Genomic DNA, 26,377 nt, shown 5'->3' with positions numbered 1-26,377 from the left:
GGATCAGGTACCGGTGAGGTGTTCCGGGCGGACCGGGACGCGGGTGAGCGCCAGGCCGGTCGCGGCGCGGATCGCCGCCACGATCGCCGGGGTCGACGAGATGGTGGGCGGTTCGCCGACGCCGCGGATGCCGTACGGGGCGTGGGGGTCGGCGAGCTCGAGCACGTCGATGCTCATCGGCGGCATGTCGAGCACGGTCGGGATGAGGTAGTCGGTGAACGACGGGTTGCGCACCTTGCCGCCGGAGGTCTGGATCTCCTCCATCACCGCGAGGCCGAGGCCCTGGGCGGAGCCGCCCTGGATCTGGCCCACCACGGCCTGCGGGTTCAGCGCCTTGCCCACGTCCTGCGCGCAGTCCAGCGCCACGACGCGCACCAGGCCGAGGTCGACGTCCACGTCGACGACCGCGCGGTGGGCCGCGAAGCCGTACTGGACGTGCGCGTTGCCCTGCCCCGTCTCGGGGTCGATGGCCTCGGTCGCGCGGTGGCGCCACTCGGTGGTCTCGTCGATCACCTCGTCGCCGATGTCGGTGCGGCCGTCCAGGCGTGCTTTGACCAGCGCGCACGCGGCCTTCACCGCGCCACCGGTCACGTACGTCTGGCGCGAGGCCGAGGTCGAACCGCCGTTGCCGATCGTGGTGTCCATCGGCAGCACGGTGACGCGCTCGATGCCGAGCTCGGTCCGCACGATCTGCTGCATGATCGTCACCAGGCCCTGGCCGACCTCGCACGCGGCGGTGTGCACCGCGGCGGCCAGCTCGCCGTTGACCATCGAGACGCGCACCCGGGCGGTCGAGTAGTCGTCGTAGCCCTCGGAGAAGCAGATGTTCTTGATGCCGACCGCGTACCCGACACCGCGGACGACACCCTCGCCGTGCGTCGTGTTCGAGACGCCACCGGGCAGCTCGCGGATGTCGGTCGAGGTGCCGGCGGGCAACGGCTTGTCCTGCACCAGCTTCAGCAGCCGCGCGACGGGCGCGGCCGAGTCGACCACCTGCCCGGTCGGCATCGTGGAGCCCTCGGTCATGGCGTTGCGGATCCGCACGTCGACGGGGGACATGCCGAGCGCCTCCGCCAGCTTGTCCATCTGGGACTCGTAGGCGAAACCCGCCTGCACAGCGCCGAATCCGCGCATCGCGCCGCACGGCGGGTTGTTCGTGTAGACGCCGTACGCGTCGACCGTGACGTTGTCGACCTCGTACGGACCGACACCCAGCGTCGCCGCGTTGGCCACGACAGCGGGAGTCGAAGAGGCGTAAGCGCCGCCGTCGAGGTACATCTTCGCCCGCACGTGGACGAGCTTGCCGGTGCGATCGGCGCCGTGCTCGTAGTAGAGCACCGCCGGGTGCCGGTGCACGTGGCCGTAGAACGACTCTTCGCGGTTGTAGACCATCTTCACCGGCTTGCCGGTGTGCAGGGCCAGCAGGCACGCGTGCACCTGCATCGACAGGTCCTCGCGGCCGCCGAACGCGCCGCCGACGCCGGACAGCGTCAGCCGCACCCGCTCCTGCGGCAACCCCAGCGCCGCCGCGATCTGGTCGCGGTCGACGTGCAGCCACTGCGTCGCGATGTAGAGGTCCACCGAGCCGTCGGTCGCCGGCACCGCGAGCCCGGACTCCGGCCCGAGGAACGCCTGGTCCTGCATGCCGACCTCGTAGCGCCCGCTCACGACGACCTCGGCCGTGACGTCCTGCGAGCCGCGTCGGATCGGCACGTGCCGCACGAGGTTGCCGCCGGGGTGCAACGGCGTGTCGTCCACGGCCGTCTCCATGTCCACCACGGGTTCCAGCACGTCGTAGGTCACGACGATCTTCTTCATCGCCCGCAGCGCGGTCTCGGGGTGGTCGGCACCGACCAGCGCGACCGGTTCGCCCTGGTAGCGCACGACGTCCACGGCCAGCACCGGCTGGTCCTTGTGCTCCAGGCCGTACAGGTTGCGTCCGGGTACGTCCGAGTGCGTCAGCACCGCGTGCACACCCGGCACCTTCAACGCCTCGGTGATGTCCACCGACGTGATGCGGGCGTACGGGTGCGGTGAGCGCAGGGTCGCGCCCCAGATCATGTCCTCGTGCCACAGGTCGGAGGCGTAGGCGAACTCGCCGCGCACCTTCAGGTTGCCGTCCGGGCGCTGCGGCGACGTCCCGATGCCGCCCGAGACAGCGGACGTGAGTTCGGTGGGGGTGAGGGTCATCGCGCAGCCTCCTGGAGCTTGGCACTGGCGGCGGAGAGGTCGCGCGCCAGCTCGTCGGTCGAGGCCGTCAGCAGGACTCCGTCCCGCACCACGACCTCACCGCCCACGACCAACAGTTTCAGCGGCGGAGGAGTGCCGAGGACGAGTGCCGCCACCGGGTCCGCGATGCCCGCGTGGTCCAGTCCCGACAGGTCCCACACGGCGAGGTCGGCGACCTTGCCCGGCTCGATCGAGCCCAGCGAGTCCGCGCGGCCCAGCACCCGCGCGCCGCCCATCGTGCCCATCCACAACGCCTCGCGGGCGTTCATCGCGGCCGGTCCGCCGCGCTGACGTGCCTGGTAGAGCGCCGATCGCAGCTCGACGACCAGCCCACCGTCCTCGTTGGACGCGGCCCCGTCGACGCCGAGCCCGACCGGCGCGCCGGCGTCCAACAGGTCGCGGACGGGCGCGATCCCGGTGCCCAGCCGCCCGTTGGACGTCGGGCAGTGCGCCGACCCGGTCGACGTGGCCCCGAGCCGCTTCACCGCGTCGCCGTTGAGGTGCACGGTGTGCGCGAGCCACACGTCCGGGCCCAGCCAGCCGAGCTGCTCGGCGTACTCGGTCGGCGTGCAGCCGTTCTCGGCCAGGCACTGCTCTTCCTCGTCCTTCGTCTCGGCGAGGTGCGTGTGCAGGCGGACGCCGTGCCGCCGCGCGAGAGAGGCCGCGCCGGTCATCAGCTCCTTCGACACCGAGAACGGCGAGCAGGGGCCGACGGCGACGCGGACCAGGGCGTCGTCCGCGGTCGAGTGGTGGTCGCCGATGGCCCGCTCGGTCGCGATCAGCGCGGCCTCGGTCTCCTCCACGAGGTTGTCCGGCGGCAGCCCGCCCCGGGACCGGCCGCGGTCCATCGACCCGCGGACCGCCTCCAGCCGGATCCCGACCCGCCGCCCCGCCGACACGAGCGCGTCGAACACGTCACCACCGCCGGAGGGGAAGACGTAGTGGTGGTCGGCGGCGAGCGTGCAGCCCGTCAACGCCAGCTTGGCCAGGCCCGCGGACGCCGCCGCGTGCGTCACGGTGTCGTCGAGCCCGCGCCACACCGGGTAGAGGGTGGTCAGCCACTCGAACAGCGTGGCGTCGGTCGCGAGCCCGCGCGTCGCCCACTGGTAGAGGTGGTGGTGGGTGTTGATCAGGCCCGGGGTGACGAGGCACGACGACGCGTCGACGTACGTGTGCGCCCCGGAGGGCCGTGGGGCGGGACCGGACGCGACGGAGGAGATCCGCCCGTTCTCGACCACCACGTGCCCGGACGCGTGCTCGGTACCGGCTTCGTCCACAGTGGACACCGCACAGCGGTCGAGGACGATCATCGGCGCGACGCCGCCAGCCGCACGGCGTCCAGGATCTTCTCGTACCCGGTGCAGCGGCACAGGTTCCCGGCGAGGGCCTCGCGGATCTCCGGGTCGGACGGGTTCGGCACGCGGTCGAGCAGGTCGTGCGCCTGGACGACGAGACCGGGCGTGCAGAAGCCGCACTGCACCGCGCCCGCCTCGACGAACGCCTCCTGCACGGGGTCGAGCCGGTCGCCCTCGGCGAGTCCCTCGACCGTGCGCACCTCGCGGTCCTGCGCCTGCCCGGCCGCGACCAGGCACGCGCACACCGGCACGTTGTCGAGGTAGACCGTGCACGAACCGCACTCGCCCTGCTCGCAGGCGTTCTTCGACCCGGGCAGCCCGAGCCGTTCGCGCAGCACGAACAGCAGCGACTCGCCCTCCCACACGTCGTCGGCCTGGCGTTGCTCGCCGTTGACCGTCACGTTCACGCGCATGCCCGCTCCCCGTCGAGAAGTTCCTGCCAGGCCCAGCCCAGCGTCCTGCGTGCCATCACTGCCAAGGCGTGCTTGCGGTACGCCGCCGAGCCGCGCACGTCGTCGATCGGCGACGCGGCCCGCGAGACCAGCTCCCCGAACTCGCGCTTCACCGAGTCCAGCAACGGCTTCGGGTCGCGGAAGTCCAGCGCCGACGCCAGGAACCGCTCCGCCTCCGGTGCCCGCCGCGGCGTCGGGGCGGCCGACCCGACCGCCGCGCCGACCCGGTTCTCCCGCGGGAACAGCGAGATCGCGAACGAGCACACCGCGATCACCATGGCGTTGCGCGTGCCGACCTTCGAGAACTGCTGTGGCCCCTCGGCAGGCGTGAGGTGCACCGCCACGATGAGTTCGTCCTGCTCCAGGGCGTTGCGCTTCACGCCCAGGTAGAACTCGGCGGCCGGGATCATCCGCGTGCCGCGCACGGAGGCCACCTCGATGACCGCGTCCGACGCCAGCAGCACCGGGTGCGTGTCCCCCGCGGGGGAGGCGGCACCCAGGTTGCCGCCGATCGTGCCGCGGTTGCGGATCTGCGGCGACCCGACCGTGCGCGAGGCCATCGCGAGGCCGGGCAGCTGCGCGCCGAGCTCGTCGATGATGCGCGCGTACGGCACGCCGGCACCGATCCGCAGCCCGTCGGACCACCGCCGCAGCTCGGGGACTCGGGTCAGGTCGAGCAGGGCGGCTGGCCTGCGGTGGTCGAAGTTCAGCTCCACCATCACGTCGGTGCCGCCGGCGATCGGCACGGCGTCCGGCCGTGACGCCTTGAGCTCCAGCGCCTCCGCGAGCGTCTCCGGTCGAAGGAAGTCCATCGTCAGCTACCTCGGTAGGTGGAGTAGGCGAACGGCGACAGCAGCAGCGGCACGTGGTGGTGCTGCGCGGGGTCGGAGTAGTCGAAGGTGAGCACGACCTCGGGGAAGAACGGCGCGGCCCGCGCGGTGTCGAACACCAGCCGGTACACCCCGGCCTCCAGACCCTCACCCCATCCGGTGATCCGTCCGTCGGCGTCCGTCTCGGCGCTCGCCACCTCTGTCCCGTCGCGGCGCTGCAGCGACACGGCGATGCCCGTGAACGGCTTGCCGCGCGCCGCGTCCAGCACGTGCGTGGAGATCGTCACTCGCCCTCCCATCCGGTTGTGAGCCAGTACACAGAGGTACGGCTGCCTTCCTCTACGGCAGGAGTACATGAATCGCCGGGCTCCTGCACAACGAGGATTTGTGCTTTCCTACAAACACGAATGGACGAAAGTGACCTGTCATGCTGTTGCTGCGGACGTTGCTGGGGATGCCGGAACTGCGCCTGAGCCTGCACACCGGTGAGGACCAGCTCGACCGCACGGTCACCCGCGTGTACGGAACGGAGCTGCCCGACCCCAGCCGGTACCTGTCCGGCGGGGAGCTCGTGCTCTCCGGCCTGCTCTGGCACCACGGCCCGCAGGACTCCGAGACGTTCGTCCGCTCGCTCGCCTCCGCCCGCGTCGCAGGCCTCGCCGCCTCCGGGCCCGAGAACCGCGCGCTGCCGTCCGACCTGGTCGGAGCCTGCCTGCGCCACCACGTGCCGTTGCTCGAAGTGCCCGTCGACCTCTCGTTCGCGACCATCACCGAACGCGTCTCGATGGAACTGGCCGGCCTCTCCCGGCACCGCCGCCTGCTGAACGTCGTCGCCGAGGGCTCCGGCCTGCCCGCGCTGCTGCTGGCGGGCGGCCACGAGCTGAACGCGCCCTGCTGGGTGCTCTCCACCGCCGGCCGGGTCGTCGCGGGCGGCGCGCTGCCGGACCGCCAGACGCTCGTGAAGGAGTTCCTCCAGGCCGACCGGCTCCCGAAGACGGTCAGGGGCATGACCCTCGTGCCCGTCTCCGAACGCGGCGGCACCCGCCTCACCAGCTGGATCCTCGTCGTCGGCGGCCCGGTGCAGCAGGAGGCCGCCGCCGAGCTCGCGTCGCTGGTCGGCCTGGAACGCCTGCGCCAGGCCCAGGGCCGCCGGATCGAGAACCGCACCGCCGCCCCCTTGGTCTCCGCCGTCCTGAGCGGCTCGGCCGACCTCGAGTCCCGCCTCGCCGCCGCCGGCCTGGAACGGACCCGCCTGCGCGTCATCAGCGCCGTGACGTCCGACCAGCGCACGCACCTCGCCGCCGCGGTGCTGGAGGAGACGCTGCCCCGGGCGCTGGTGACCCCCGTCGGCGACACCGTCTACGCCGTGGCGAAAGCAGGCGACTCACAACCCGACGACGTCCGCGAGGCGATGCGCGTGATGGAACCGGGCCTCGGCTCGTCCCGCGTGCTCGTCGGCATCAGCTCCCCGGTCGAGTGGCGCGGCCTGCGAGGAGCCGCGGAAGAGGCCGCGCACGCACGCCGCCTGGGCGAACGACGCGGCGGCCGCACGTGCGTGGTGGCGGGCGAGGAGATCGCACTGCACCAACTGCTGCTCGCGGGCGTGCCGGAGGAGCTGCGCACCTCGTTGCGCCGCCGCCTCCTCGGACCGGTCCTCGACTACGACGCCGAACACGGCTCGGACCTCGTCGGCACGCTGAAGGTGTTCCTCGACTGCTCCGGCTCGTGGACCGCGGCCGCCGCCCGGCTGCACGTCCACGTGAACACGCTGCGGTACCGGGTCGGCCGGGTCGAGGGACTGCTGGGCGTCGACCTCGCGGAGTTCGAGGCGCGCGTGGACCTCTTCCTGGCGTTGCAGGCGGGGTAGCTTGGGGTGCGTGCCCTTCGGTTTCGTGAAGGCGCTCCTGCGGCCTTCCGCCCCGGTGCCCGACCATCGGCCGATAGAACGAATAGCGGCCGACCTCCGTCGTGTGCGCCGGGCACGGGCCTGCTTCGGGCCCGGCGTGTCGGCCGCCAAGAAGATCGGTGCTCGTCAGGCCCATGACGCGTTGCTCGCGCAGGCCTGTTCGGCGTTGGAGGTGGAGCACCGGCTGGACGTCCTGGGGGAGGGAGTGGACCGCGAGGTCGAGCGGTTCAGGGTCGAGGAACGACTGAGGGGCCTCGGGTTGTCACTCTGATGGCTGATACCGGTCGAGCCTTCAGGCTGATGCCGGAGCACCCCCGCGCTTCCTACCGTTCCCGGCATGAAGACCGCCGCTTTACTCGTGGGCCTGCTGCTGGCCGGAGCGACCGGCTGCGCGGCGGCGCCCAGCATCCGCGTGGTGGTCGAGGGGACCGGCACGACCGACCAGCTCACCTACACGTTCCCCGGCGAGGAGGAACGCACCCTGCGCAACCCCGACATGCCGTTCGAGCGCATCGGCAAGCGCAAGGGGCGGGTCGCCATCCGGCTGGAGGGCGTGCACGGCGAGCTCACGTGCAAGATCATCGTCAATGGGCGGCAGGTGCGGTCCTCGACGTCGAGCACCGGGGCCGCGCTCACGTGCGATCACTCTATGGCCGTCTGATGCAAGACGCGGGAAAGACCGTAACTTCGACGTGTCGGGGAGGTGCGGGTATGGGTGACGTGCTGGCCGGGGCCGCCGCAGGGGTCATCAGGGGCAGGAACGACGTACCGCCGAGGTTCCGGCCTCCCGCGCCGCCGCGGCACTTCGTCGGCAGGGACGCCGAGCTGGACGCGATCCGGTCCGGGGTGACGCTGCTGCACGGCGCGGGCGGGGCGGGCAAGACCGCGCTGGCGCTGAAGTGGTTGTGGGAGCGGGGATCCGGTGATCAGCTGTACGTCGACCTCGGAGCGCACGACCTCGGGCGGGTGCTGAGGGCGTTCGGGCTCGGCGCCGATCCCGGCGAGGAGCAGGCGGTGTTCCGCGGGCTCGTCACGCGCCGGCAGTTCACCCTGTTGCTGGACGGCGCGGACTCGGCCGAGCAGGTGACGCCGCTGCTGCCGGCGTCGGGCACGGTGCTCGTGACGAGCCGGTCGGAGCTGGACCTGCCGCGGGCGCACGCCGTCGAGGTCGGGCCGCTCACCGACGACGGACGGCTCGGGCGGCTGCTCGACCTGTCCTATGTGGAGCTTCCCGAGCGGCAGGCGCGGCTCTACCGGTTGTGCGCGTGGGAGGCGGACGCGTTCGGCGTGCCGGTGGCGGCGGCGATCGCGGGGGAGCCCGAGTGCGACGTCGAGGACGCGCTGGACGACCTGGTGGAGAAGTCGTTGCTGACCGAGGTCGGCGATGACGCGTTCCGGTTCCACGACCTCGTGCGTGCTCATGCGCGCGCAAAGCGCTATCAATAGTAAAAAGTGCTCTCGGTCGTTTAACGCAAAGCCCGCCGTTGAACGGAGATCGTTGGTATTTAAGGGTTGTCCACACCGACCCGTCCCTTTCGGGAATCCGAATTGGTCATATCCTTCGCGTCATGCCGAAGGATTTCCGGGCCACGACGCTCGAACGCGCCATCGGGCGGCAGCTGGCCGGGTGGCGCGGTGAGCGCGAGCTGAGCCTCACCGAGGCCGGTCAGCGCGTGGGTTTCAGCAGCGCCAAGCTGTCCATGATGGAGAACGCCGTGCAGCCGTCGGCGCCCGTGGACGTCATGGCGCTCGGTTACGTCTACAAGGTGCCCACCGCGGAATGGCAAGCCGTGGTGTTGCGGGCGCAGTACGCGGAACGAGTTCGTTCGCGCGTTTCGGGTGCGGTGCAGTTCGACCCGGCCGCGGACTTCGCCGATCTCGTGTTCGAGGCGACGGTGCTGCGCGCGTTCACGACGGATCTCGTTCCGCCGGTCTTCCAGCTCCCCGGGTACACCGATGCCGTTCTGCGCGAGGACGAGCCCGTGCGCGCCGCGCGGGTGGCGGCGGTGCGCGAGGCGTGGGCCGGCCGCCTCGGCGACAAGGACCCGCTGTCGGTGGAGGTGGTGTTCCCGGAGGCCGTGCTGCGGCAGGTCGTCGGCGGGCCGCGGGTGATGAAGGCGCAGCTGCTGCACCTCATGGAGGTGAGCGAGCAACCCGGGGTGAGCGTTCAGGTGGTGCCGCGCGGCGCCGGGGCCTACCCGGCGATGGGATCACCGTTCACGCTGCTCGGTTTCCCGCACCGGCAGCACGACGACGTGGCGTACCTGGAGACGTTCCTCAAGGGCGAGTACGCCGAGGGGCCGGGGCTGACCGAGCAGTGCGCTCGGCGGTTCGCGCGGCTGCGGCAGGTCGCGGCGGGGACCGGGGAGTCGCTGGAGCTGATCGCCGAGGCGGCGGCCGAGCTGTGAGCCCGCCGGAGCGGGGCGTGCGACGATGGCGCCGACCGGGTGGACGGACGACGGAGGTGTGCAGGTCGTGGTCGGCGAGAACACAGCCAGGCTCGCGGTGCTGATCGACGCGGACAACGCGCGGCCCTCGATCACCGAAGACCTGCTCGCCGAGGTCGCCAAGTACGGCACCGCGCACGTGAAGCGGGCCTACGGCGACTGGACCGGCACGAACCTCAAGGGCTGGAAGGAGCACCTGCTCGCGCAGTCGATCCAGCCCATCCAGCAGTTCGCGTACACGACCGGCAAGAACGCCACGGACGCGGCGATGGTCATCGACGCGATGGACCTGCTGTACTCGGAGCGCTTCGACGGGTTCTGCATCGTGTCGAGCGACAGCGACTTCACCCGGCTCGCCGCGCGGCTGCGCGAGTCCGGGCTCACCGTCTACGGGTTCGGCGAGCGCAAGACGCCCCAGCCGTTCGTGGCGGCCTGCGACAAGTTCGTCTACATCGAGAACCTGACCGGCGCGACGACGCCCGAGGAGGTGGCGCCCAAGCAGAAGACCGCGACGGCGGCCGCGCAGCTCAAGGCCAACAGCGCGCTCGTGAAGCAGCTGCGCAACGCGGTCGAGGCCGCCTCGGACGACGACGGCTGGGCGGCGCTGGGATCGGTGGGCAACATCATCACCAAGCAGCGGCCGGACTTCGACTCCCGCACCTACGGCTACACCAAGCTCAGCGACCTGATCACCGCGACGACGCTGTTCGAGCTGGAGCGCCGCAGCCCGGGGGAGGGCAAGTCGGCGATCATCTACACCCGCGACAAGCGGCGGCGTCCCGTCAGCTGAGAGCGCTGAGCTGGGGAGATGTCGGATTGCTGAGGAAACTCCGGTTCTGCCGCCGGGCTGGAGAAGGATCGGGGGCACCCCAATCCGACAAGGAGGCGGCATGTACCGCAGATTCGGTGTCCTGCTCGCGGCGGTTCTGGGCGTCACGCTCGGCGTCGCGGCGCCGGCCACCGCGGACGGTTCCGGGCACTCCCGTCCCGGGAGCTTCCCCACCGAGTTCTCGCTGCCCGACGGGTGGCAACCGGAAGGCATCGCGATCAGCGGCACCACGGCCTACTTCGGGTCGCGGGCCGACGGGTCGATCTACGCGGCGGACCTGCGCACGGGCCGGGGGAAGGTGCTCGCGAAGGGGCCCGGCACCCCGTCGCTCGGCCTGAAGGTCGACTCGCGCAAGCGGCTCTGGGTCGCCGGTGGCGTCGGCGGCGACGCACGGGTCTACGACGCGCGAAGTGGTGCTTTGCTGGCGAAGTTCCAGTTCGCGACCGCGGACACGTTCGTCAACGACGTCGTGCTGACCGAGAAGTCGGCGTGGTTCACCGACTCGCGCAAGGCGGTGCTCTACGAGGTGCCGCTGAGCCTCGAGCCGCACCGCACGCTCGCCCTGACCGGCGACCTCGTCATCACGCCCGGCGCGACGAACCTCAACGGGATCGTCACCGGGCTCGGCGGCGGGCTGATCGTCGTGCAGAGCAACACCGGAAAGCTGTTCAGGGCCGATCCCCGGAGCGGGAAAACGACCGAGATCAATTTGAACGGTCAAACACTCACCAATGGTGACGGGCTGTTGCGCGAGGGGCGGCAGTTGTACGTGGTGCAAAACAGGCTCAACAAAGTCGCGCGGTACACGTTGAGCCGTGATGGGGCAACGCTCGCCGCGGAACGCACGGACGCTCGTTTCGACGTTCCCACGACGGTCGCCGCGTTCGGCAAGCGCCTCTACCTGCCGAATGCCCGCTTCACGACTCCTCCGACGCCCGAGACGACCTACAACGTCGTCGCGGTCGAGCGTCCTTAGCGACGGGGAACGGAACAGGCGGCGGAACACTAGCCCGTACGGGGGTTCTTGCCTTGTGAGAACCCCCGTACCGGGTGTTGCTTCACTCACTCGACTGGGTAGCCTGCCAACCGCATACCGCGTGTGATCGCTGTCAACGAGTAACCATGATCACTCGCCGTAACTTGAATGCAGCCGAAGGAGTTACTCAGGTAACCCGCAGCGCTAGCCGTGGGACACAGGAGACCGTGAGAGCGCTGTGAACGAGAAGAGCGGTTACACACCGACCAACTACCGGACCATTCGGTCGCGGCTGGCCGGTGTCGTGGTCGTTCCGAGCGTGGTGCTCCTCGTCATGTGGGCCGTTTTCTCCTCTTACACCCTTTTCGACGGTTTCTACATGCGTTCCGTCGCGGCCGGGGTGAAGGGCGCGGCGATCCCGTCCGTCGAGGCGTTCGCCGGACTGCAGGAGGAACGCGGGCTGAGCCTCGAACTGCTCAGCGGTGCCGAGGGAGCAGGCGAGCTGAAGAACCAGCACGGCCGGACCGACGAGGCCGTGCGGAGGATGAGGGACGCGTTCGCTGACCTCGCGGACGACGCGCCCCAGGACATCGCCGGCCGGATCTCCGCGCTCGGCTCCGCGCTGGACGAGCTGCCGCAGCAGCGTTCGCGCGTCGAGGCGAGGACGGCGAGCCCGCAGGCGGTCTACGACTACTACAACGGCCTGCTCGACTCGGGCATCGCCCTGCTGGCACGGCAGGCGCGGCTCGTGCCGGACGCGGAGGCGGGCCAGGCGAACGTCCAGGCCGTCACGATCTTCCAGGCCGCGGACTGGCTGTCGCGGGGCACCACGATCGGGTCGCGCGGGCTGCTCAACGGCACGTTCACCCCGGCCGAGCGCGTCGAGTTCTCCCGGCTCGCCGGCGCCTACCACTCGAGCCTCGACTCCACGATCCCGTTCGCGCTGGAGCAGGCGAGGGGTCAGTACGACGCGCTGCGCGGCAGCGCCGAGTACCGGACGCTGCTCGACCTCGAGGGCCGGATCATCAACGGCGACCGGTCGGTGACCGACCGGCAGTGGCGCTCGGCGGCCGGTCCCGTGCACGACAACCTCGTCGGGCTCGCCGTCCGGCAGGCGCGTGACGCGGCCGACCTCGGTCTCGACAAGGCCGACAGCCGGGTGGCCGCGGTGCTGATCGGCAGCCTGATCGCGTTGCTGGCGGTCGTGGTCGGCATCGTGCTGGCGCTGCGCATCTCGAACCGGCTCGTGTCGAGGGCCCTGATCACGCGGCTGACGTCGTTGCGCGAGGACACCCTGCGGCTGGCCCAGGAACGGCTGCCGCACATCGTGGCGCGGCTGCGCGGCGGCGAGCACGTGGACGTCCACCGCGACATGCCGCCGCTGGACTACGGCAACGACGAGATCGGCCAGGTCGCCGACGCGTTCAACACCGCCCAGTACACGGCGGTCGCGGCGGCGGTGAAGGAGACGCAGGCCCGCGAGGGCGTCAACCGGGTCTTCCTCGACATCGCGCACCGCAACCAGGGGCTCGTGCACCGCCAGCTCAAGATCCTCGACAAGCTGGAGCGCGAGGAGGAGCACCCCGAGCAGCTCGACTCGCTCTTCCAGCTCGACCACCTGGCGACCCGCGCGCGCCGCAACGCCGAGAACCTGATCATCCTCGCCGGGGAGCAGCCGGGCAGGCAGTGGCGCAAGCCGGTGCGCCTGAGCGACGTCATCCGGTCCGCGGTCGCCGAGACCGAGCAGTACGTCCGCGTCCGGGTCAACCCGGTGCCCGACCGCGCGCTCGTGGGCGTCGCCGTCGCCGACACCATCCACCTGCTGGCGGAGCTCGTCGACAACGCGACGGCGTTCTCGTCGCCGCGGTCGGAGGTGGTCATCCACTCCACCGCGGCGCCGCACGGGATCGTGATCGAGATCGAGGACCACGGCCTCGGCCTCACGCAGGAGGAACGCCTGCAGGCCAACGCGAAGCTCTCCAACCCGCCGGACTTCGAGACGATGGCCTTCCGCGGCGAGTCCCGGCTGGGGCTCTTCGTCGTCGCCCGTCTCGCGGCGCGGCGGGGCATCAAGGTCGAGCTGCGCGACTCGCCCGGTGGTGGCACCGTTGCGTTGTGCGTCCTGCCGCCGAACATCATCGCCCCGCACGACACCGCGGGCGACATCACCGAGACCACGCAGATGCCGCCGGTGCGGTCGTTGCACGACCGGCACCCCGAGGAGCACCCGAGCTTCCCGATCACGGTCACGCCCGAGGGGCTCAAGGCCCTGCACGCGGGCCTGAACGCCTTGGCGCCCGCCGGCGTTCCCGGGACAGGTGCACCGGCGGACGAACCACCCCCAGCGGCACCTCCTCCCACGGGAGACGGGAAGGCACCCCTTCCCCGCAGGAAGAAGCGGCAGAACCTCGCGCCGCAGCTCGTGCACCCGTCTGAGGAACCGCCACCCCACGCCGAGCCGGTGACCGGCGAAAGGTCGGCCGAGCGAACCCGTGACGGGCTCGCCGCGTTCCAGCGCGGCACCCGTGACGCGAGGCTGACCGATGACTGGAGATCAGAAGGAGCCCCCTCGTCATGAAGGACAACCACAGCCAGCACGGCGAACTGAACTGGTTGCTGGAGGACCTGATCCAGCGCGTGGTCGGCGCCCGCCACGCGGTCGTGCTGTCGGCGGACGGACTCCTGCTCGGCCGCTCGGCCGGGCTGTCCCGCGACGACTCGGAGCACCTGTCCGCGATGGCGTCGGCGTTCCAGTCGCTCGCCCGCGGCACCGGCCGCCACTTCGGCGGCGGTGCGGTGCGCCAGACCATCGTCGAGATGGAGCACGCCTACCTGTTCGTGACCGCTGCCGGGCACGGCGCCTGCCTGGCCGTCCTGGGCGAGGAGGACGCCGACATGGGCATGATCGCGTACGAGATGAACATGCTGGTCAAGCGCGTGGGAACGTACCTGTCGTCGGCACCGCGCGCGGAGACCGCCACCGTCCCCTCGGCGCGTGAGTCGCGCTGATGAGCGCGCGGGACGACTGGTGGTACGACGAGGCCGCGGGGCCGCTGGTGCGGCCCTACGCGATGGTGCGCGGCCGCACCCGGCCGAACGCGCCCGACCTGCACCTCGTGACGCAGGTCCGGGCCGCCGCGTTTGCGTCCGACCAGACGTCGCTGACGGTCGAACATCGCGAGATCATGGCCCTGTGCGCACGCCCGCTCTCGGTCGCCGAGGTCGCCGCCTACCTCGACGTCCCGCTCGTCGTCGTGAAGGTCCTGCTGTCGGACCTCATCGAGCGGGGTGACGTGCTCGTGCAGACCTCTTCCCCCACGATCCCGGACAGGGATCTCCTGCAGGCCGTACTGGATGGTGTTCGTGGCATCTGAGCTGACCGTGCCGACCGCGGTCAAGATCGTCATCGCGGGCGGGTTCGGCACCGGCAAGACCACGATGGTCGCGTCGGTGTCCGAGATCCCGCCGCTCCGGACAGAAGAGCTGCTCACCGAGGCCGGCGTGCACGTCGACGACCTCGTGGGCGTCGAGGGCAAGGACACCACCACCGTCGCCCTGGACTTCGGGCGCATCACCATCAACACCAAGGTGGTGCTGTACCTCTTCGGCACGCCGGGCCAGAACCGGTTCTGGTTCATGTGGGACGAGCTGGCGACCGGCGCGATCGGCGCCGTCGTCCTCGTCGACACGCGGCGGCTCGACTCGTCGTTCCCGTCGATCGACTTCTTCGAGCACCGCGGCATCCCGTTCATCGTGGCCGTGAACTGCTTCGACGGGTCGCAGAACTACACGGTGGACGAGGTGCGGCACGCGCTCGACCTGGACGAGACGATCCCGGTGGTGCTGTGCGACGCGCGGAACCGGGAGTCGTCGAAGGCGGTGCTGGTCGGGCTGATCCAGCACTCGATGAACCGGCTGGCGGCCGTGTAGCCGTGGTGCGAGCAGAAGGCCCGCTCCCCGGAGCGGGCCTTCGCCGCGATCACTTCGCGTAGTTGTGGAAACCGCGGCCCGACTTCTTGCCCAGCAGGCCCGCGTCCACCATGCGCAGCAGCAGCGGCGGCGGCGAGTACAGCGGCTCCTTGAACTCCTCGTACATCGACTCGGCGATGGCCTTCGTGGTGTCGAGGCCGATCAGGTCGGTGAGGCGCAGCGGGCCCATCGGGTGGGCGCAGCCGAGCACCATGCCGTTGTCGATGTCGTCGGCCGAGGCGAAGCCGGACTCCAGCATGCGGATCGACGAGAGCAGGTAGGGGATCAGCAGCGCGTTGACCACGAAGCCGGCGCGGTCCTGCGAGCGGATGACCTCCTTGTGCAGGGTCTCGCGCACGAACGCCTCGGCGCGGTCCTGCGTGGCGGCGCCGGTCAGCAGCGACGGCACGATCTCGACCAGCTTCAGGACGGGCACCGGGTTGAAGAAGTGCACGCCGATGACCTGCTCGGGCCGGTTGGTGGCCATGCCGAGCTTCATGATCGGGATGGACGACGTGTTCGACGCGAAGATGGCGTCCTCGTCGGTCACGACCTTGTCGAGCGCGGTGAAGACCTCGGTCTTGACCTGCTCGTTCTCGGCGACGGCCTCGACCACGAACTGGCGGTCGGCGAAGTCGCCGATGTCGGTCGTGAAGCGGATGCGGCCGAGCGCGGCGTCGCGGTCCGCTTCGCTCAGCTTGCCCGACTTGACGCCCCTGGCCAGCGAGGTGGCGATCCGCCCCTGCGCCGCCTCGGCCGCGCCCGCGTTGACCTCGACGACGATGACGTCGAGGCCGGCACGGGCGCTCACCTCGGCGATTCCGGAGCCCATGAGGCCGGAACCGACGACTCCCACACGTTGAATGTCACTCACAACGCCCGATCCTGCCACGACCTGCTCGAAACGAGGTCGCGGAGAGCCTCCTGGACGGTGTGGGCGTAGTCGCCCACCGGCACGTAGCCGAGCGCGCGTGCCGCCGAGGTGTCGAGGACGAAGCCGCGCCGCCACGGGTGGCGGCCCGCCTGGTCGTGGTCCAGCAGGACCTCGCGCCACTCGTGCCGCAGCGAGCGGGCGATGATCCGGGAGATCTCCAGGCCGTTCGGGGCGTCCGGGTCCGCGGCGTTCAGCACGCGCGCGCCGGGGTTCTCCGCGACCGCCTCGATCAACGCGGCCAGGTTCGCGGTGGCGGTCGGGTGGTCCACGCCCTCGCCGCGTGACGCGAGCACGACCACCTTGTGCCCGGCGAGGACCCGTTCGACGAAGTACTGCTCCAGCGGGCGCTTGTTGCCGGGACCGTGCACTTTGGACGCTCGCAGCACGGTGACGGGCAGGCCGCTGTCGAGCAACGTCCGCTCCGCCGCGACCTTGTTCGGCCCGTACCCCTCGCGCGTGAACGGATCCGAGACCGCGGGCGCGAGCGTCGGCTGGTCCTCGGACACGGGGCCGTCGAAGCGGGGAGGGTCGTCGGAGTTGGCGTGCCGCCCCCGGGAGTCCACGTACACGGCCTTGGTCGAGATCATCACGACCGAACGGGCCTTGCGCGCCAACGGCACCAGCGTTCGCGCGTCCCGAGCCGAATAGCAGAGGCAGTCGACCAGCAGGTCGGCGCCGTCGCCCATCGCGGCCGCCAACGCCCCGGGATCGCCCCGGTCCACCTCGCGTCCGGGGGCGTCGACGGTCCAGCCCGCCTGCCGCAGACGCCGGGCGGCGGCACGGCCGATGAGGCCCGTGCCGCCGAGGATCAACGCTCGTCTGCCCACGCGGGACATCAGATCAGAGGCCGAGGCCCTCGGTCAGGCCACCGACGCCGTCGAGCAGGTCGAGGTCGGCGACGTCGCCGCCGAGCACGGTGCCGACGGTGCCGTCGACGACGCCGTGGACGGTGTCGTGGACGCCGCTGACCGGCGCGACGTCCGGGACGACCTCGTGGACCACGTCGGTGACGGTCGTGACGTCGGTGGTGACGGCGCCGAGCACGCCGGGCACGCCGTCGACGGAGACGACGCCGGTCACGCCGGTGACGGTGCCGAGGACGCCGCCGACGTCCGCCACCCCGGTCGCCGTGCCGAGGACGTCGCCGGTGCCGGCGAGGTCCGTGACACCGGACAGGTCGGTGACGGTGCCGAGGTCGGTGACGCCGCCCAGGCCGGAGAGGTCGCCGACGCCGGTCACGCCGTCGAGGGTCTTCGACACGTCGCAGTGGCCGGCCAGGTCGCCGGCCAGGCCGCCGGCGGCGCCGACGTTCGCGAGGCCCGTGAGGGCGCTGTAGGACGCGAGGCCGTCGACGTCGGCGAACGAGGCGGCGTCGAGCACCAGCGGGAGGATCTCCTGGACGTCACCGGGGGTGATGTCGCTCAGGCCGCAGGAGCTGAGGACGCCCTCGGGGTCGAGGTCGAACGCCGACAGGGCCGCCGGGTCGTTCAGGAGGTTCAGGGCGAACTCCTGCAGCGTGGCCGGCTGGGCCTCCTGCGGCACGGCCGCCGGGGTGACCGGGGCGGTCGCCTCGGGGGCGGCGGGCTGAACGGGCTGCTGCGGGGTGGCCTGCTGCATCATGGAAGTAGGGCTCCTACGGCGGGTCGGGGATGTCGCCGGGAACCGTACTGAGATCACCATCTGCCGGGCATCGGGTGTGAGCCCTAGATCTCGGGCGGCCGGGTTCCCTAGGGGCGGGCGGTCACCTGTTAGGGGATGCCCTGCCTCGTCGGGGGCGCGGACGCCGAGCGGCGGCACGGCCGATGAGGCCCGTGCCGCCGAGGACCAGCGCTCGCCTGCTCAGTCGAGCTCGGCCTCCGCCCTGGCGATCGCCGCGAACTCCTCCTCCGGAGCGTTCGCGACCAGGTGGTGCCGGCTGTAGAACCAGTAGTAGGCCACGGCGATCACGACGATGCCCGCCGTCACGGCGGCAGCGACCTCGTCGACGAAGAACGTGGCGATGACAGCGGCAACGGCGAGAACCAGCGCCACGCCCGTGGTCACCACACCACCGGGAGTCCGGTACGGACGCGGCAGGTCCGGCGCCGTCTTCCGCAGGACGATGTGCGACACCATCATCAGCACGTACGACAGAGCCGCGCCGAACACCGCGATGTTGATGAGCCGCGCGCCGCCCGTCACCGGGTCGGCCGTCTTCATGATCGTCGCCAGCGCGAACCCGATGGTGCCGGGCACGATCAGCGCCAGGTACGGCGTCTTGCGCTTGCCCGTCTTCGACAGCCACCGCGGCAGGTATCCCGCGCGCGACAACGCGAAGAGCTGGCGCGAGTAGGCGTAGATGATCGAGAAGAACGACGCGACCAGGCCCGCCAGGCCGACGTAGTTCACCAGCTGCGCCAGGAAGTTGTCGCCGCCGTAGGCCGCGCGGACCGCCTCGGGCAACGGGTTGCCGGACGCCTCCAGCGCCTTGGCGCCCGCGCCGCCCGGTGCCACCAGCAGGATCGCGGCGGCGAACACGAGCAGCACCACCATCGCGCCGATGATGCCGCGGGGCATGTCCCGCTTGGGGTCCCGGGCTTCCTCGGCGGCCAGCGGAACGCCCTCCACCGCCAGGAAGAACCAGATCGCGAACACGATCGCGCCCCACGCGCCCGTCACGCCCATCGGCAGGAAAGAGCCGTCGCCGATGTCGAAGAGCTTGGAGGCGTCGAACTTCGGGATCATGCCCGCCACGAACGTCACCAGGGCCACGACGGCGACGCCGGTGATCACGAACATCACCCGCAACGCCTCGCCCACGCCGTACAGGTGGATGCCGACGAAGATGACGTAGCAGGCGAGGTACACGGGCCACGTCGCGTCCAGCAGGCCGAGCGCTTTGACGTAGTCGCCGATGAAGACCGAAATCGCCGCGGGGGCGATGGCGTACTCGATCAGGATGGCGATGCCTGTCGCGTACCCGCCCAACGGGCCGAGTGCGCGCCTCGCGAAGCCGTAGCCGGCGCCTGCCACAGGCAGTGCGGAGGCCAGTTCGGCGAGACCGAACACCATGCACGTGTACATCGTCGCCATCAGGACCGTGGCGACCAGCAACCCGCCCCACCCGCCCTGGGCGAGACCGAAGTTCCACCCCGCGAAGTCGCCGGAGATCACATACGAGACACCCAGCCCGGCCAGCAGGACCCACCCCGCCGCGCCACGTTTGAGCTGCCGGTGCTCCAAGTAGTCGCTGCTCACGTTCTCGTACTCGACGTGCTTGGCCATATGGACTCCTAACAGCCCTTTGAGCAGTGGTTGAGGGTGGCGCTCGTCCCCCGGCGGTGTCAAGATGATGCCGTCAATGGCTCGTAGACATACCTTTGGAGGAAAGCGGAGATGCTGACCGTCGAAGAGTTGCGCGAGGCCGTGGACACCGGTGAGATCGACACCGTCCTCGTCGCGATCGCGGACATGCAGGGTCGCCTGCAGGGCAAGCGGTGTGCCGCCCGGTACTTCCTCGACGAGGTCCTCGGCCACTCCGCCGAGGGCTGCAACTACCTGCTCGCCGTCGACGTCGAGATGAACCCCGTCAGCGGCTTCGAGATGTCGAGCTGGGAGAGCGGGTACGGCGACTTCGTGATGAAGCCGGACGTGGAGACGCTGCGCAGGGTGCCGTGGCAGGAGGGCACCGCGCTCATCATGTGCGACGTCGTCTGGAAGAACGGCGACCCCGTCGTCGCCTCACCGAGGCAGGTCCTGCGCAAGCAGCTCGACCGCCTCGCGGAACTGGGCTTCGACGCGTACGTCGGCACCGAGCTCGAGTTCATCGTCTTCGACGACACCTACGAGCGGGCCTGGAACTCCGGCTACCGCAACCTCACGCCGTCCAACCAGTACAACGTCGACTACTCGTTGCTCGGCACCGCGCGCGTCGAGCCGTTGCTGCGGGCCATCCGCAACGGCATGACGGGCGCGGGCATGGTCGTCGAGTCGGCCAAGGGGGAGTGCAACCCCGGCCAGCACGAGATCGCCTTCCGCTACACGACGGCGTTGCGCACGTGCGACCAGCACGTCATCTACAAGAACGGCTCCAAGGAGATCGCCGCGCAGCAGGGGAAGTCGCTCACGTTCATGGCGAAGTACAACGAACGCGAGGGCAACTCCTGCCACATCCACCTGAGCCTGCGCTCGAAGGACGGCGAGCCGGTCTTCGCCGAGGGCCTCGGCATGTCCCCGCTGATGGAGCACTTCCTCGCCGGGCAGCTCGCCGGGTTGCGGGAGCTCACGTACTTCCTCGCGCCGAACATCAACTCCTACAAGCGCTTCGTGCGGGGCTCGTTCGCGCCGACCGCGGTGGCGTGGGGCCGGGACAACCGCACGTGCGCGCTGCGCGTCGTCGGCCACGGCCAGTCGCTGCGGTTCGAGAACCGGGTGCCCGGAGGGGACGTCAACCCGTACCTCGCGGTGGCGGCGCTGATCGCGGCCGGTCTGCACGGCGTCGAACAGGAGCTGGAGCTCGAGGACGAGTTCGCCGGCAACGCCTACGCGTCCGACCGGCCCACCGTGCCGACCACGCTGAAGGAGGCCGCCGGTCTGCTGGCCTCCAGCGCGATCGCGCGCGACGCGTTCGGGCAGGACGTCGTCGACCACTACCTGAACGCGGCGAAGGTCGAGCTCGACGCGTTCGAGGCGGCGGTCACGGACTGGGAGAAGGTGCGCGGTTTTGAGCGCCTCTAAGCCCCTCGTCGGCATCAGCACCTACCTGGAGCGCACGCGCTTCGGGCACTGGGACGTGGAGGCCGCGGTGCTCTACCGCGGCTACCTCGACTGCGTGGTCCAGGCCGGCGGCAACCCTGTCATGCTGCCGCCGGTGGGTGCGTGGAACGCCGAGACCATCGCGTTCCTCGACGGCCTGGTGATCGCGGGCGGTGCCGACATCGACCCGGCCGCCTACGGCGCGGAGCCCGACGAGCGGACCGGCACGCCGAACCCCGCCCGCGACGAGGCCGAGTTCGCCCTGGTCGAGGCCGCGCTGAAGCTCGACCTGCCGCTGCTCGGCGTGTGCCGGGGCATGCAGGTGCTCAACGTGGCTCTCGGCGGCACGCTGCACCAGCACGTCGAGGGCCACAACCCGGCGCCCGCGGTCTTCGAGCACACCGAGATCGAGATCGCCGGAGGCACCGCGCTGCACGGGATCCTCGGCGGCCGGACGACCGTCCAGTGCCACCACCACCAGTCGCTCGACCGCGTGGCGGCTGGTCTCAGGGTCACGGCGCGGGCGCCCGACGGCACGGTCGAGGCCGTGGAGCTGGAGGGCGCGCGGTTCGTCGTCGGCGTGCAGTCGCACCCGGAGCAGGACATCGAAGACCTGAGGCTGTTCGCGGCCCTCGTGGATGTTGCAAGGAGAAAAGCGTGACCTTCGACGTCATCAACCCGGCCACGGAGGAGGTCGTGCGGTCCGTCCCGCACACCTCGCTCGAAGAGACGGACGCGGCGATCGCCCGCGCGCAGAAGGCGTTCGAGAGCTGGCGGACCGTCGCGCCCGGCGACCGCGCCCGGCTGCTGCGCGGGTTCGCGGAGGTCGTCGACGCGCACACCGAGGAGCTGGCGCGGCTGGAGGTCGAGAACTCCGGGCACACCATCGGCAACGCGCGCTGGGAGGCGGGCAACGTCCGCGACGTGCTGCAGTACTACTCGGCGGCGCCGGAACGCCTGTTCGGCAAGCAGATCCCCGTCGCGGGCGGCCTCGACGTCACGTTCCACGAACCGCTCGGCGTCGTCGGCGTGATCGTGCCGTGGAACTTCCCGATGCCCATCGCGGGCTGGGGGTTCGCGCCCGCGCTGGCCGCCGGCAACACCGTCGTGCTCAAGCCCGCCGAGGTCACCCCGCTCACCGCCGTCCGGCTCGGCGAGCTCGCGCTGGAGGCGGGCATCCCCGAGGGCGTGTTCCAGGTGCTGCCCGGCAAGGGCGGCGTCGTCGGCACACGGTTCGTCACGCACCCGTTGGTGCGCAAGGTGGTCTTCACCGGCTCCACCGAGGTCGGCAAGCAGGTCATGGCGGGCTGCGCGGACCGGGTGAAGCGGGTGACGCTGGAGCTGGGCGGCAAGTCGGCCAACATCGTCTTCGCGGACTCGGACCTGGAGAAGGCGGCGGCGACCGCGCCGTACGGGGTGTTCGACAACGCGGGGCAGGACTGCTGCGCCCGGTCGCGGATCCTCGTGCAGGCGAGCGCCTACGACCGGTTCATGGAACTGCTGGAGCCCGCCGTCCAAGGCGTCAAGGTCGGCGCACCAGGCGACGAGGCCACCGAGATGGGGCCGCTCATCACCGCGGCGCACCTCGGCAAGGTGGCGTCTTACGTCCCAGACGACACCCACGTCGCGTTCCGCGGCACGGCTCCGGACGGACCGGGCTTCTGGTTCCCGCCGACCGTCCTGACGCCGCCGGCGGACCACGTGACCGTCCACGAGGAGATCTTCGGCCCGGTCGTCGTCGTGCTGCCCTTCGAGGACGAGGCCGACGCCGTCAGGATCGCGAACGACTCCGAGTACGGGCTGTCCGGTTCCATCTGGACGAACGACGTCGGCCGGGCGATCCGGGTGTCCCGCGCCGTCGAGGCCGGCAACCTGTCGGTCAACTCCCACTCGTCCGTCCGCTACTGGACGCCGTTCGGCGGCGTGAAGCAGTCCGGTCTCGGCCGCGAGCTCGGCCCGGACGCGCTCGACGCCTTCACCGAAGTCAAGAACGTCTTCATCGCAACCTGATCCCGCGCAACCCGAGGAGAACAGAAATGGTGCAGCGACTCGAGGGCCGCGTGGCCGTCGTGACGGGCGGCGGCAGCGGCATCGGACTCGCGACCGCGCGCAGGTTCGCGAGCGAGGGCGCGAAGGTCGTCGTCGCCGACCTCGACCCGGCGACGGGCAAGGCCGCGGCGGACGAGGTGGGCGGGCTGTTCGTCCAGGTCGACGTGACCGACGAGGAGCAGGTGAAAGCGCTCTTCCAGACCACTGTGGACACCTTCGGCAAGCTGGACATCGCCTTCAACAACGCCGGTATCTCGCCGCCCGACGACGATTCGATCCTCACGACGGGCATCGAGGCGTGGGACCGCGTGCAGAAGGTGAACCTCACGTCGGTCTACCTGTGCTGCAAGTACGCCATTCCGCACATGCAGGCCGGCGGCAAGGGCTCGATCATCAACACGGCGTCGTTCGTGGCGACGATGGGCGCGGCGACGTCCCAGATCTCCTACACGGCGTCCAAGGGCGGCGTCCTCGCGATGTCGCGCGAGCTCGGCGTGCAGTTCGCCCGCGAGGGCATCCGCGTCAACGCCCTGTCTCCCGGGCCGGTCAACACCCCGCTGCTGCGGGAGCTGTTCGCCAAGGACCCGGAGCGGGCCGCGCGGCGCCTCGTCCACGTGCCCCTCGGCCGGTTCGCCGAACCCGAGGAGATCGCCGCGGCCGTCGCGTTCCTGGCGTCTGACGACTCGTCGTTCATCACCGCGTCGAACTTCCTCGTCGACGGCGGCATCGCCGGCGCGTACGTGACACCGCTCTAGAGATGGTGGAGCACGCGCAGGAGGCGTTGTTCCGCCCGGTCCGGGCGGGCAACGCCTTCGAGGAGACCGTCGAACGGCTCATGCAGTCCATCCGGCTCGGCGTCGTCGCGCCGGGGGAGCGGCTGCCGTCCGAACGGGAGCTGGCCACCCGGCTCGGCGTGAGCCGGGTGACCGTGCGCGAGGCGATCAGGTCGTTGCAGGAGAACGACTACGTCGAGTCACGGCGCGGCCGGTACGGCGGCACGTTCGTCAACGAGGTCATCCCGAAGCCCGCCCTCGGCAAGGAGTTCGGCGACCTGCACGACCTGCTGACGCTGCGCGGGGTGCTGGAGACCGGTGCCGCGGAGACGGCGGCGGGCCGGTCGCTCGGCCCGGCCGAACGGCGCGGGCTGCGCGCCCGCCTGGAGGAGGCCTCCACCTCGTCGCTCGCCGAGTACCGCCGCAAGGACTCGCGGCTGCACCTCGCGATCGCCGAGGCCACCGGCTCCGCGTCGCTCACGGCCGCCGTCGCCGAGGCCCGGATGCGCACCAACGAGATGCTCGACCACATCCCGCTGCTCGAACCGAACCTCGCGCACTCCAACACCCAGCACGAGCGCATCATCACCTCCATTTTGGACGGAGACCCCGCGACGGCCCGCCAGGCGATGGCCGAGCACCTCGACGGAACGGCGTCGTTGCTGCGCGGCTTCCTCGTCTGATGGGCCGGACAGCAGGTTTCGAAACGGGCGCGAATGGTCACGGTTCGGATCCGGGCGACCTGAAAACGTTTACACCTCAGAATGTCGTGTTGTCATGCACATTCCGCGGGGAACAACCCTTGGCGAGAGCCTTGCGGACAGTTACCGTCCGAACACCTCGGGGACTTGCAGCGCGAGGAGCTGTTGATGCCAGGGTTGCGCAAGGTGTTCCGCGACGCCATGGGCCGGGTGCACTCGCTGCGCGTCTTGTCCGCCGCCGGCATGGTGAGCATCACGAACGTCAAGATGTCCATGCAGGCGCTGCGGGAGGTCAAGGTCTGGGGGCCGAACGTCACGGCGCTGCGCCGGTCCGTCCGGCTGAACCCGGACGGCGTCGCGGTCGTCGACGAGCGCGGTTCCGTCACCTACCGCCAGCTGGACAGGCGGTCCGACGCGATCGCGCAGGGCCTGCGCGCGCTGGGCGTGCAGCACACCCACATCGTCGCGCTCATGTGCCGCAACCACCGCGGCATGGTCGAGTCGCTGCTGGCGTGCGCGAAGCTCGGCGTCCGCGTCCTGCTGGTGAACACGGGCTTCGGAGCGCCGGTCGTCCTCGACCTCCTGCAGCGTGAACGGGCGTCACTCGTCATCCACGACGAGGAGTTCACGCCGCTGTTCCACCAGCTGCCGCCGTCGATCCCGCGCTGGCTATCGTGGTCGCGCGACGGCCTGGACCGCCGCACGCCCACGCTGGACCAGCTGGTGGCCAAGGCGCCGCGGGGCGAGCTGGAACCACCGCGCGAGCCCGGCGTCGTCATCCAGCTGACGTCCGGCACGACCGGCGTCCCCAAGGGCACGGCCCGCGAGATCAAGTCGGTGCTGACCGCGTCGGACTTCCTCGACCGCATCCCGATGCGCTCGGGCGAGTCGACGTTCATCGCCGCCCCGATCTTCCACTCGGTCGGCTACTCGCACCTCACGCTCGCGATGTCGCTGGGCTCGCGCGCGGTGCTGCACCGCCGCTTCGACCCGCGCAAGACGCTGTGGTCGGTGCAGGGCCAGCGCTGCACGACGCTCGTGCTGGTGCCGACGATGCTGCAGCGGATCATGGAGCTCGACCGCCACGTGCTCGACTCGTTCGACCTGTCCCACCTCGAGGTGGTGTTCTCCTCGGGCGCGCCGATCTCACCGGAGCTCGTGCAGCGCACCCAGGCCGTCCTCGGCCCGGTGCTATACAACCTTTACGGCTCAACGGAAGTCGCCGTCGCCACCATCGCCACACCGGAGGACCTGGCCGCCGCGCCGTCGAGCGTCGGCCTGCCCCCGCACAACTGCGTCGTGCGCCTCTACGACGAGGACGGCAACCGCATCACGCGCTCGTTCGTGACGGGCCGGATCTACGTGCGCGGCTCGCTGACCGTCGACCTCTACACCGACGGCACGCAGAAGGACTCCATCGACGGCTTGGTCGCGACCGGCGACCTCGGCCACTTCGACCCCAGCGGCCGGCTGTACTTCGACGGCCGCGAGGACGACATGATCGTCTCCGGTGGCGAGAACGTCTACCCCGTCGAGGTCGAGAACCTGCTGATGACGCACTACCGGGTGCGCGACGCGGCGGTGCTCGGCGTGCCGGATCCCGAGTACGGGCAGCGGTTGCGCGCCTTCGTCGTACCGGTGGCGGGTACGCGGATCGACGTGCGGGAGCTGCGCGAGTTCGTGCGGACGCGGCTCGCGCGGCACAAGGTGCCGCGCGAGGTCGTGGTCGTGCCGAAGCTGCCGCGCAACGCGACCGGCAAGGTGGTGCGGCGGCAGCTGCTGGCGATCCGGCTGGGACCGCAGGCCCGCTGAGGGCGTTCGTGAGTTCCGGGGAGCGCGCGGCCCACGTCGTCGGGGACTCGGGCAGGACGTGAGCCGCGCGCTCGGTCGGTGTCACCGCTCGAAGCGGTCTCCGCGCTCGCCGAACGGTCCGCGCTGCTCGAAGCGGTCTCCACCGCGGTCATCCCGGTCGGGTCCGCGGTCGCCGCGCTCGTGGACGCGCGCGTGACCGGGCCCGCCGCGGTGGCCGGACCGGTCAGCGGCGACCGCTCCCACGACGCCGCCGCCGAGGACGAGCCCCAGCAGACCCGCGGCGACCACCTGGGTGGCGCGGTGGCCCGCGAAACGCCTCGCCCGGCCAGGGCGTGCCGGTACCGCGACCGAAGGGGTCGCTGCTGCCGCGGGCGGCGGAGG

27 protein-coding genes are annotated in these 26,377 nt (G+C 70.8%); 18 read left to right on the top strand and 9 right to left on the bottom strand.

What is annotated here, in order from left to right:
* Positions 1-3 precede the first annotated feature (3 nt).
* Genes L6E10_RS05125 through uraH form a run of 5 tightly spaced genes read right to left on the bottom strand, consistent with a single transcriptional unit; the run spans position 4 to position 5,165 of the window.
* Positions 4-2,190, bottom strand: coding sequence for a molybdopterin cofactor-binding domain-containing protein (locus L6E10_RS05125; protein WP_236217281.1), 2,187 nt, complete (start codon positions 2,188-2,190; stop codon positions 4-6).
* Positions 2,187-3,539: an 8-oxoguanine deaminase gene (locus tag L6E10_RS05120; protein ID WP_236217279.1), complete on the bottom strand. Its 1,353-nt coding sequence runs from the start codon at positions 3,537-3,539 to the stop codon at positions 2,187-2,189. Before L6E10_RS05120 ends, L6E10_RS05125 begins: the two co-directional genes overlap by 4 nt.
* Complete coding sequence (locus L6E10_RS05115) at positions 3,536-3,997, bottom strand: (2Fe-2S)-binding protein (RefSeq protein WP_236217277.1); 462 nt, start codon at positions 3,995-3,997, stop codon at positions 3,536-3,538. Before L6E10_RS05115 ends, L6E10_RS05120 begins: the two co-directional genes overlap by 4 nt.
* Positions 3,988-4,848 carry a xanthine dehydrogenase family protein subunit M gene (locus tag L6E10_RS05110; protein ID WP_236217275.1) on the bottom strand — a complete coding sequence of 287 codons (861 nt, stop codon included), beginning with the start codon at positions 4,846-4,848 and terminating at the stop codon, positions 3,988-3,990. Before L6E10_RS05110 ends, L6E10_RS05115 begins: the two co-directional genes overlap by 10 nt.
* Positions 4,849-4,850: 2 nt before the next feature.
* Positions 4,851-5,165, bottom strand: a complete 315-nt coding sequence (gene uraH, locus L6E10_RS05105) for a hydroxyisourate hydrolase (protein ID WP_236217273.1) — start codon at positions 5,163-5,165, stop codon at positions 4,851-4,853.
* Positions 5,166-5,293: 128 nt separating this feature from the next.
* On the opposite strand from uraH, the gene L6E10_RS05100 reads away from it, so the two are divergent.
* The 11 genes from L6E10_RS05100 to L6E10_RS05050 all read left to right on the top strand — a co-directional run bounded on the left by L6E10_RS05100 (position 5,294) and on the right by L6E10_RS05050 (position 14,954).
* Entirely contained in the window at positions 5,294-6,733 is a 1,440-nt protein-coding gene (locus tag L6E10_RS05100; protein WP_236217271.1) for a PucR family transcriptional regulator, read from the top strand.
* A gap of 10 nt (positions 6,734-6,743) precedes the next feature.
* Complete coding sequence (locus L6E10_RS05095; RefSeq protein WP_236217270.1) at positions 6,744-7,043, top strand: hypothetical protein; 300 nt, start codon at positions 6,744-6,746, stop codon at positions 7,041-7,043.
* A 66-nt stretch (positions 7,044-7,109) separates the two neighbouring features.
* Positions 7,110-7,433, top strand: a complete 324-nt coding sequence (locus L6E10_RS05090) for a hypothetical protein (RefSeq protein WP_236217268.1) — start codon at positions 7,110-7,112, stop codon at positions 7,431-7,433.
* Positions 7,434-7,483: 50 nt separating this feature from the next.
* Positions 7,484-8,218: a hypothetical protein gene (locus L6E10_RS05085; protein WP_236217266.1), complete on the top strand. Its 735-nt coding sequence runs from the start codon at positions 7,484-7,486 to the stop codon at positions 8,216-8,218.
* 122 nt (positions 8,219-8,340) lie between these two features.
* Positions 8,341-9,180 (top strand): helix-turn-helix transcriptional regulator, encoded by an 840-nt coding sequence (locus L6E10_RS05080; RefSeq protein ID WP_236217264.1) that lies wholly within the window; start codon positions 8,341-8,343, stop codon positions 9,178-9,180.
* Positions 9,181-9,205: 25 nt separating this feature from the next.
* Positions 9,206-10,009 carry an NYN domain-containing protein gene (locus L6E10_RS05075; protein ID WP_236217262.1) on the top strand — a complete coding sequence of 268 codons (804 nt, stop codon included), beginning with the start codon at positions 9,206-9,208 and terminating at the stop codon, positions 10,007-10,009.
* A 100-nt stretch (positions 10,010-10,109) separates the two neighbouring features.
* Positions 10,110-11,024, top strand: coding sequence for a superoxide dismutase (locus tag L6E10_RS05070; protein ID WP_236217260.1), 915 nt, complete (start codon positions 10,110-10,112; stop codon positions 11,022-11,024).
* A gap of 238 nt (positions 11,025-11,262) precedes the next feature.
* A complete protein-coding gene (locus tag L6E10_RS05065; protein WP_308102664.1) occupies positions 11,263-13,602 on the top strand; it encodes a nitrate- and nitrite sensing domain-containing protein in 2,340 nt (779 codons plus the stop codon).
* On the top strand, positions 13,599-14,033 hold the full coding sequence (locus tag L6E10_RS05060; protein WP_236217258.1) for a roadblock/LC7 domain-containing protein: 435 nt from the start codon (positions 13,599-13,601) through the stop codon (positions 14,031-14,033). The genes L6E10_RS05065 and L6E10_RS05060 overlap by 4 nt, the downstream gene beginning before the upstream one ends.
* Positions 14,033-14,398: a DUF742 domain-containing protein gene (locus L6E10_RS05055; protein WP_236217256.1), complete on the top strand. Its 366-nt coding sequence runs from the start codon at positions 14,033-14,035 to the stop codon at positions 14,396-14,398. The genes L6E10_RS05060 and L6E10_RS05055 overlap by 1 nt, the downstream gene beginning before the upstream one ends.
* The gene (locus L6E10_RS05050; RefSeq protein WP_236217254.1) at positions 14,379-14,954 is read left to right on the top strand and encodes an ATP/GTP-binding protein; all 576 of its coding nucleotides are present in this window, start codon (positions 14,379-14,381) and stop codon (positions 14,952-14,954) included. Before L6E10_RS05055 ends, L6E10_RS05050 begins: the two co-directional genes overlap by 20 nt.
* A gap of 49 nt (positions 14,955-15,003) precedes the next feature.
* Here the strand turns inward: L6E10_RS05050 and L6E10_RS05045 are convergent, their stop codons facing one another.
* The 4 genes from L6E10_RS05045 to eat form a co-directional block, all read right to left on the bottom strand.
* The gene (locus tag L6E10_RS05045; protein WP_236217252.1) at positions 15,004-15,867 is read right to left on the bottom strand and encodes a 3-hydroxybutyryl-CoA dehydrogenase; all 864 of its coding nucleotides are present in this window, start codon (positions 15,865-15,867) and stop codon (positions 15,004-15,006) included.
* Positions 15,864-16,754, bottom strand: a complete 891-nt coding sequence (locus L6E10_RS05040) for an NAD-dependent epimerase/dehydratase family protein (RefSeq protein ID WP_236217250.1) — start codon at positions 16,752-16,754, stop codon at positions 15,864-15,866. The genes L6E10_RS05045 and L6E10_RS05040 overlap by 4 nt, the downstream gene beginning before the upstream one ends.
* Positions 16,755-16,767: 13 nt before the next feature.
* On the bottom strand, positions 16,768-17,547 hold the full coding sequence (locus tag L6E10_RS05035) for an IniB N-terminal domain-containing protein (RefSeq protein WP_236217248.1): 780 nt from the start codon (positions 17,545-17,547) through the stop codon (positions 16,768-16,770).
* 219 nt (positions 17,548-17,766) lie between these two features.
* Entirely contained in the window at positions 17,767-19,191 is a 1,425-nt protein-coding gene (gene eat, locus L6E10_RS05030) for an ethanolamine permease (RefSeq protein ID WP_236217246.1), read from the bottom strand.
* A gap of 111 nt (positions 19,192-19,302) precedes the next feature.
* Here eat and L6E10_RS05025 point away from each other — a divergent pair, with 111 nt between their 5' ends.
* From L6E10_RS05025 to L6E10_RS04995, 7 genes are all read left to right on the top strand, one after another.
* Positions 19,303-20,643, top strand: coding sequence for a glutamine synthetase family protein (locus L6E10_RS05025; protein WP_236217244.1), 1,341 nt, complete (start codon positions 19,303-19,305; stop codon positions 20,641-20,643).
* Positions 20,630-21,322, top strand: a complete 693-nt coding sequence (locus tag L6E10_RS05020; RefSeq protein WP_236217242.1) for a gamma-glutamyl-gamma-aminobutyrate hydrolase family protein — start codon at positions 20,630-20,632, stop codon at positions 21,320-21,322. The genes L6E10_RS05025 and L6E10_RS05020 overlap by 14 nt, the downstream gene beginning before the upstream one ends.
* Positions 21,319-22,671, top strand: a complete 1,353-nt coding sequence (locus tag L6E10_RS05015; RefSeq protein ID WP_236217240.1) for an aldehyde dehydrogenase family protein — start codon at positions 21,319-21,321, stop codon at positions 22,669-22,671. The genes L6E10_RS05020 and L6E10_RS05015 overlap by 4 nt, the downstream gene beginning before the upstream one ends.
* Before the next feature lie 26 nt (positions 22,672-22,697).
* Entirely contained in the window at positions 22,698-23,465 is a 768-nt protein-coding gene (locus L6E10_RS05010) for a 3-oxoacyl-ACP reductase (RefSeq protein ID WP_236217238.1), read from the top strand.
* 2 nt (positions 23,466-23,467) lie between these two features.
* A complete protein-coding gene (locus L6E10_RS05005) occupies positions 23,468-24,166 on the top strand; it encodes a FadR/GntR family transcriptional regulator (protein WP_236217235.1) in 699 nt (232 codons plus the stop codon).
* Positions 24,167-24,352: 186 nt separating this feature from the next.
* Complete coding sequence (locus tag L6E10_RS05000; protein ID WP_236217233.1) at positions 24,353-25,996, top strand: AMP-binding protein; 1,644 nt, start codon at positions 24,353-24,355, stop codon at positions 25,994-25,996.
* A 78-nt stretch (positions 25,997-26,074) separates the two neighbouring features.
* On the top strand, positions 26,075-26,377 hold a 303-nt coding region (locus L6E10_RS04995; protein WP_236217231.1), incomplete at its 3' end, for a hypothetical protein.

The organism is Lentzea sp. CC55 (assembly GCF_021056325.1).
Lineage (GTDB): Bacteria > Actinomycetota > Actinomycetes > Mycobacteriales > Pseudonocardiaceae > Lentzea > Lentzea jiangxiensis.
This window is presented reverse-complemented; position numbering and strand designations above follow the sequence as displayed.

Excerpts from the sequence above, each read along its gene's own strand:
- L6E10_RS05090 (WP_236217268.1), top strand. The coding sequence starts at position 7,110 with ATGAAGACCGCCGCTTTACTCGTGGGCCTGCTGCTGGCCGGAGCGACC.
- L6E10_RS05050 (WP_236217254.1), top strand. The coding sequence starts at position 14,379 with ATGGTGTTCGTGGCATCTGAGCTGACCGTGCCGACCGCGGTCAAGATC.
- uraH (WP_236217273.1), bottom strand. The coding sequence starts at position 5,165 with ATGGGAGGGCGAGTGACGATCTCCACGCACGTGCTGGACGCGGCGCGC.
- L6E10_RS05100 (WP_236217271.1), top strand. The coding sequence starts at position 5,294 with ATGCTGTTGCTGCGGACGTTGCTGGGGATGCCGGAACTGCGCCTGAGC.
- L6E10_RS05085 (WP_236217266.1), top strand. The coding sequence starts at position 7,484 with ATGGGTGACGTGCTGGCCGGGGCCGCCGCAGGGGTCATCAGGGGCAGG.
- L6E10_RS05025 (WP_236217244.1), top strand. The coding sequence starts at position 19,303 with ATGCTGACCGTCGAAGAGTTGCGCGAGGCCGTGGACACCGGTGAGATC.
- L6E10_RS05055 (WP_236217256.1), top strand. The coding sequence starts at position 14,033 with ATGAGCGCGCGGGACGACTGGTGGTACGACGAGGCCGCGGGGCCGCTG.
- L6E10_RS05010 (WP_236217238.1), top strand. The coding sequence starts at position 22,698 with ATGGTGCAGCGACTCGAGGGCCGCGTGGCCGTCGTGACGGGCGGCGGC.
- L6E10_RS05125 (WP_236217281.1), bottom strand. The coding sequence starts at position 2,190 with ATGACCCTCACCCCCACCGAACTCACGTCCGCTGTCTCGGGCGGCATC.
- L6E10_RS05035 (WP_236217248.1), bottom strand. The coding sequence starts at position 17,547 with ATGATGCAGCAGGCCACCCCGCAGCAGCCCGTTCAGCCCGCCGCCCCC.
- L6E10_RS05120 (WP_236217279.1), bottom strand. The coding sequence starts at position 3,539 with ATGATCGTCCTCGACCGCTGTGCGGTGTCCACTGTGGACGAAGCCGGT.
- L6E10_RS05060 (WP_236217258.1), top strand. The coding sequence starts at position 13,599 with ATGAAGGACAACCACAGCCAGCACGGCGAACTGAACTGGTTGCTGGAG.
- L6E10_RS05080 (WP_236217264.1), top strand. The coding sequence starts at position 8,341 with ATGCCGAAGGATTTCCGGGCCACGACGCTCGAACGCGCCATCGGGCGG.
- L6E10_RS05075 (WP_236217262.1), top strand. The coding sequence starts at position 9,206 with ATGGCGCCGACCGGGTGGACGGACGACGGAGGTGTGCAGGTCGTGGTC.
- L6E10_RS05005 (WP_236217235.1), top strand. The coding sequence starts at position 23,468 with ATGGTGGAGCACGCGCAGGAGGCGTTGTTCCGCCCGGTCCGGGCGGGC.
- L6E10_RS05110 (WP_236217275.1), bottom strand. The coding sequence starts at position 4,848 with ATGGACTTCCTTCGACCGGAGACGCTCGCGGAGGCGCTGGAGCTCAAG.
- eat (WP_236217246.1), bottom strand. The coding sequence starts at position 19,191 with ATGGCCAAGCACGTCGAGTACGAGAACGTGAGCAGCGACTACTTGGAG.
- L6E10_RS05070 (WP_236217260.1), top strand. The coding sequence starts at position 10,110 with ATGTACCGCAGATTCGGTGTCCTGCTCGCGGCGGTTCTGGGCGTCACG.
- L6E10_RS05000 (WP_236217233.1), top strand. The coding sequence starts at position 24,353 with ATGCCAGGGTTGCGCAAGGTGTTCCGCGACGCCATGGGCCGGGTGCAC.
- L6E10_RS05115 (WP_236217277.1), bottom strand. The coding sequence starts at position 3,997 with ATGCGCGTGAACGTGACGGTCAACGGCGAGCAACGCCAGGCCGACGAC.